This is a genomic window from Luteococcus sp., assembly GCF_043424415.1.
Classification (GTDB): domain Bacteria; phylum Actinomycetota; class Actinomycetes; order Propionibacteriales; family Propionibacteriaceae; genus Luteococcus.
In genome coordinates, this window is record NZ_JBHWOO010000245.1 from 1 (window position 1) to 4335 (window position 4335).

At 70.5% G+C, this 4335-nt stretch carries 5 protein-coding genes; 3 read left to right on the plus strand and 2 right to left on the minus strand.

The annotated features are described in order from the left end of the window. Nucleotides 1–55: 55 nt before the first annotated feature. A complete protein-coding gene (locus tag ACHFFZ_RS14380; protein ID WP_394277286.1) occupies nt 56–634 on the minus strand; it encodes a hypothetical protein in 579 nt (192 codons plus the stop codon). A 238-nt stretch (nt 635–872) separates the two neighbouring features. Here ACHFFZ_RS14380 and lysS point away from each other — a divergent pair, with 238 nt between their 5' ends. Next, a complete protein-coding gene (lysS, locus tag ACHFFZ_RS14385; protein WP_394277290.1) occupies nt 873–2339 on the plus strand; it encodes a lysine--tRNA ligase in 1467 nt (488 codons plus the stop codon). 59 nt (nt 2340–2398) lie between these two features. Here the strand turns inward: lysS and ACHFFZ_RS14390 are convergent, their stop codons facing one another. Next, nucleotides 2399–2689 (minus strand): cell division protein CrgA, encoded by a 291-nt coding sequence (locus ACHFFZ_RS14390; RefSeq protein WP_394277287.1) that lies wholly within the window; start codon nt 2687–2689, stop codon nt 2399–2401. 143 nt (nt 2690–2832) lie between these two features. Here ACHFFZ_RS14390 and ACHFFZ_RS14395 point away from each other — a divergent pair, with 143 nt between their 5' ends. Together ACHFFZ_RS14395 and ACHFFZ_RS14400 are read left to right on the plus strand one after the other, a co-directional pair. Then, nucleotides 2833–3612 (plus strand): DUF881 domain-containing protein, encoded by a 780-nt coding sequence (locus tag ACHFFZ_RS14395; RefSeq protein WP_394277288.1) that lies wholly within the window; start codon nt 2833–2835, stop codon nt 3610–3612. 77 nt (nt 3613–3689) lie between these two features. Beyond that, nucleotides 3690–4335 (plus strand): aminodeoxychorismate/anthranilate synthase component II (locus ACHFFZ_RS14400; protein ID WP_394277289.1); only part of this gene is annotated, 646 nt, incomplete at its 3' end.

Here is a 4335-nt window from a genome sequence, read left to right on the forward strand (position 1 = left end):
CCGTGGACCTCGGGAGGCACCACCCCTCATCGGTGCTGCTGCGTACTGGAAACCGTCAGTTGGTGAACTCCGGTGCCGCCTCGTCGCGGCCGTCCTGGTCGTCGCGCGCCTGCGGGTCGTCGGACAGCTCGGGATTGCGGCCCTCGATGGTGTGCTCGGCGACGCGGTCGTGGCCGTTCTCCTGGTCGAGCCGGAAGGCAGTCTCGTCACCGGGACGGCGCCCGGCCGGTCGGTGGGACGGGTCGGCCGTCACGTCGTCGATTTCCGAGTGGTGGCCGGAACGGTCGCGCGGGTCGTCATCGCGGGCACCATCCTCGACGACGTATTCGGTCTCGACCACCTCGCGCTCGACGACGGTGTGCTCGACCCGGTCCTGGTGCGGGCGGTCGTCGCGGGCCAGGTCGTCGCGGGCCAGGTCATCACGGGCCAGGTCATCACGGGCGGGGTCCTGGCGGACGGTCTCGCGGATGATGACGTCGTCCTCCTGCACCTGCTGGCGGTCGCCGGTGACCACCCGCTGGTCCTCGGCCGCGGGCTGGCCGTCGACGCCGTGACGCTCCCGGTCGACCTGGTTGCCTTCCTCGACGACGCCTGCCTGGAGTCGGTCATTGTCACCATAGGGATTGACACTCATGGGTCCTCCTCAGTTGGGCGGGCACCTGGTGCGCCCGGGCCGTGGGCCGATCACGTGTCGTGCTGGGGCCCACGCTAGGCAGCGGCCGAGGGCGGTGCCAAGGGCTTACGTGCTGGGCGAACAGGCCGCCATCCGGGCAGGCCGGCCTCGTCGCCGGTCAGGATAGGATCGAGCGGTGAGTGAGAAGATCGAAGACACTGCCGCCAACGCCCCCCAGGGGCCGTCCGTCTCGGAGCAGATGCAGGTGCGACGCGACAAGCGGGCCAGAATGCTCGAGCAGGGCAAGCAGGCCTACCCGGCCGACCTGCGCCGCAGCCACAGCCTGGCGGAGGTGCGCCAGGGTTGGGGTCACCTCGAGGCCGGTCAGGAGACCGACGAGGTCGTGACCATCGGCGGTCGCGTGGTCTTCATCCGCAACACCGGCAAGCTGGCCTTCGCCACGCTGCAGGATGGCTTCACCCACGACGACTCCGGCGAGCGCCTGCAGGTGATGCTGAGCCTCGCCGAGGTCGGCGAGCAGGGCCTGGCCGACTGGAAGGCGGAGGCCGACCTGGGCGACTTCGTCTGGGTGAAGGGCCGCGTGATCAGCTCCCGCCGCGGCGAGCTGTCGGTGATGGCCTGCGAGTGGCGGATGGCCTCCAAGGCCCTGCGCCCGCTCCCCACGCTCCACAAGGAGCTCAGCGAGGAGGCGCGCGTGCGACAGCGCTATGCCGACCTGGTGGTGCGTGAGGAGGCGCGCGAGATGGTGCGCACCCGTGCCGCGATCACCCAGGCCGTGCGGCGGGTCCTCGACGGCCAGGGCTTCCTCGAGGTGGAGACCCCCACCCTCCAGCTGGTGCACGGCGGCGCGGCCGCCCGCCCCTTCAGGACCCACCTCAATGCCTTCGACATCGACATGACGCTGCGCATCGCCCTCGAGCTCTACCTCAAGCGCGCCATGGTCGGTGGTGCGGACCGCGTCTACGAGATGGGCCGCATCTTCCGCAACGAGGGCATCGACTCCTCGCACTCGGCCGAGTTCACCATGCTCGAGGCGTACATGAGCTGGGGCGACCAGTTCACCATCGCCCAGGTGATCAAGGACGTCATCATGGCGGCCGCCGAGGCCACCGGCATCCACCAGATCGAGACCCCCGCCGGCACCATCGACCTGGACGGCGAGTGGAAGTGGCTCAGCTTCTACCCGGGCCTGTCGGAGGCGATCGGCGAGACCATCACCGTCGAGACCCCCGCCGAGTGGCTGGTGGAGCTGCTGGAGGAGCGCGAGATCGACCACGACCCGAAGTGGCCCGCTGGCAAGCTGGCGATGGAGCTCTTCGGCGAGGTCGTCGAGCCGACGCTGGTCAACCCCACCTTCGTGTGCGACTACCCGGCCATCGCCCAGCCGCTGGCCCGCCCGCACCGCAGCGAGCCCGGTCTGATCGAGGCCTGGGACCTCATCATCGGTGGCATGGAACGCGGCACCGGCTTCAGCGAGCTCATCGACCCGGTGGTGCAGCGCGAGGTGCTCACCGAGCAGTCACTGCTGGCCGCCGGTGGTGACCCCGAGGCGATGCAGCTCGACGAGGACTTCCTCGATGCGCTGGAGTTCGGCTGCCCGCCCATGGGGGGCCTCGGCCTGGGCATCGACCGCCTGGTGATGCTGTTCACCAATGCCGGCATCCGCGAGACGATCCTCTTCCCGCTGCTCAAGCCCCAGGGCTGAGGGTCCAGGCTGGCCGGGCGATCATTGCCCGGCCGGCTGGGCCGTTGAGGTGGTGGAAACTACTTCCACTGCGTGGCGATGCCGAAGGCAGCTGCCATCAGCCCCATGCCGATCAGGATGTTCCAGTTGCCGAGCTCCCGCATGCCGGGCACCAGGTGGCCGGCCACGTAGAAGACCACCAGCCAGGCCACGCCCAGCAGGCCGATGATGCTGAAGGCCCACGGCACCCAGTTCACGCCCCCGGAGGGCGCGGCCAGTCGCTTGTCCTCGCGCCGCTGGGCGGCAAGCTCCTGCCGGTTCGCGGACTTCTTCTTGGCGGCGGTGTGCTGGCGGACCTTGGACTCGGGCAAGACACTTCTCCTGGTGGCGTCGAACGGCCGGGAGGTCGGCCGCTACGGGTAGCCTAGTTGACGCGCACCCACAGCCCCCGCGACGAGTCCGGTGCACCTGCCGGGCGACAGATGACGGGGCGGCGCACCCACGGGAGGACGCGATGGCAGCCGGCCAGGCCTGGCGACGGGCCGCCTCACGCGTGCGTCATGCCCGGCTGCGCCAGGCCAACCGCCCGATCAACCGCGCAACCCGGCTGGCCTCGATGCTGGTGGTGGTCAGCGCGGGCCTCATGATGGCCACCAGCGCCAACACCAGCGGCGGCACTGACCTGCGGCCCACCCGCAATGACGACCTGACCGCCCTCGTGCGCGCCCAGGCCGGGCGCAATGCGGAGCTGACCGAGCGCGTCGGCACCCTGCGGGAACAGGTGGACCTGGCCTCGGTTCCCGGGTCGGGGGACCAGCAGGTCACTGCCCGGCTCGACGAGGCCAGCCAGCTGGCCGGACTCACCCCCGTGAAGGGCCCGGCGGTCAGCGTCGAGCTCACCGACGCCCCCTTGAGCGTGAAGCCCGCCGGCGTGGACGAGGACCTGCTGGTGGTGCACCAGCAGGACATCCAGACCGTCGTCAATGCCCTGTGGGCGGGCGGGGCCGAGGCCATGACCATCCAGGAACAGCGCGTCACCTCGCTGACCGGCATCAAGTGCGTCGGCAACACGGTGGTGCTGCGCGGCGTGCCCTATGCCCCGCCCTATGTGGTGACCGCGATCGGCGACCAGGACCGCCTGGAGAAGGCACTGGCCGCAACGCCGGCCATTGGCGTCTACCAGCAGTACGTCGAGGCCTATGGGCTGGGCTGGAAGCAGCAGCGCCTCCGCGAGGTGACCATGCCCGGTTACAGCGGCGCGCTGGAACTGCACAGCGCCAGCACGGGGGGCTGAGCGGCCGACGCTGGCTCGATGGTCCCAGCCCGGGGACGCCGGGCAGTTCCCGCCGTGGCGTGCGGAAGAATGGGCCCATGGCCCGCATCCTCGTCGTCGACAACTACGACTCCTTCGTGCACAACATCGTGCAGTACCTGGCCCAGATCGGTGCCGAGGTGGAGGTCTGGCGCAATGACGATCCACGCTTCCGCCCGGAGGGCGTGTTCACCACCGACTGGGCCGACGGCTTCGACGGGGTCCTGCTCTCACCCGGTCCGGGCACGCCCGAGGCCGCCGGGGTCTGCATCGACGTGGTGCGGAACCTTGCCGGGCGGGTGCCGCTGTTCGGCGTCTGCCTGGGGCTGCAGGCGATGGCGGTGGCCTTCGGCGGCACCGTCGACCGCGCCCCGGAGTTGCTGCACGGCAAGGTGAGCGAGATCTTTCACGAGCGGCAGGGCGTCTTCGCCGACCTGGACAGTCCGGTGTGCTGCACCCGCTACCACTCGCTGGCGATCGTGCCCGAGACGCTGCCCGACTGCCTGGAGGTGACCGCCCGCACCGCCACCGGCGTGATCATGGCGGTGCGGCACCGGGAGCTGGCGGTCGAGAGCGTGCAGTTCCACCCCGAGAGCGTCCTCACCGAGGGCGGCCACCAGATGCTGGGCCGGTGGCTCGCCGAGTGCGGCGACCTCGAGGCCCCCACACGCGCCGCCGGGCTCAGCCCACTGATGAACGTGGGCT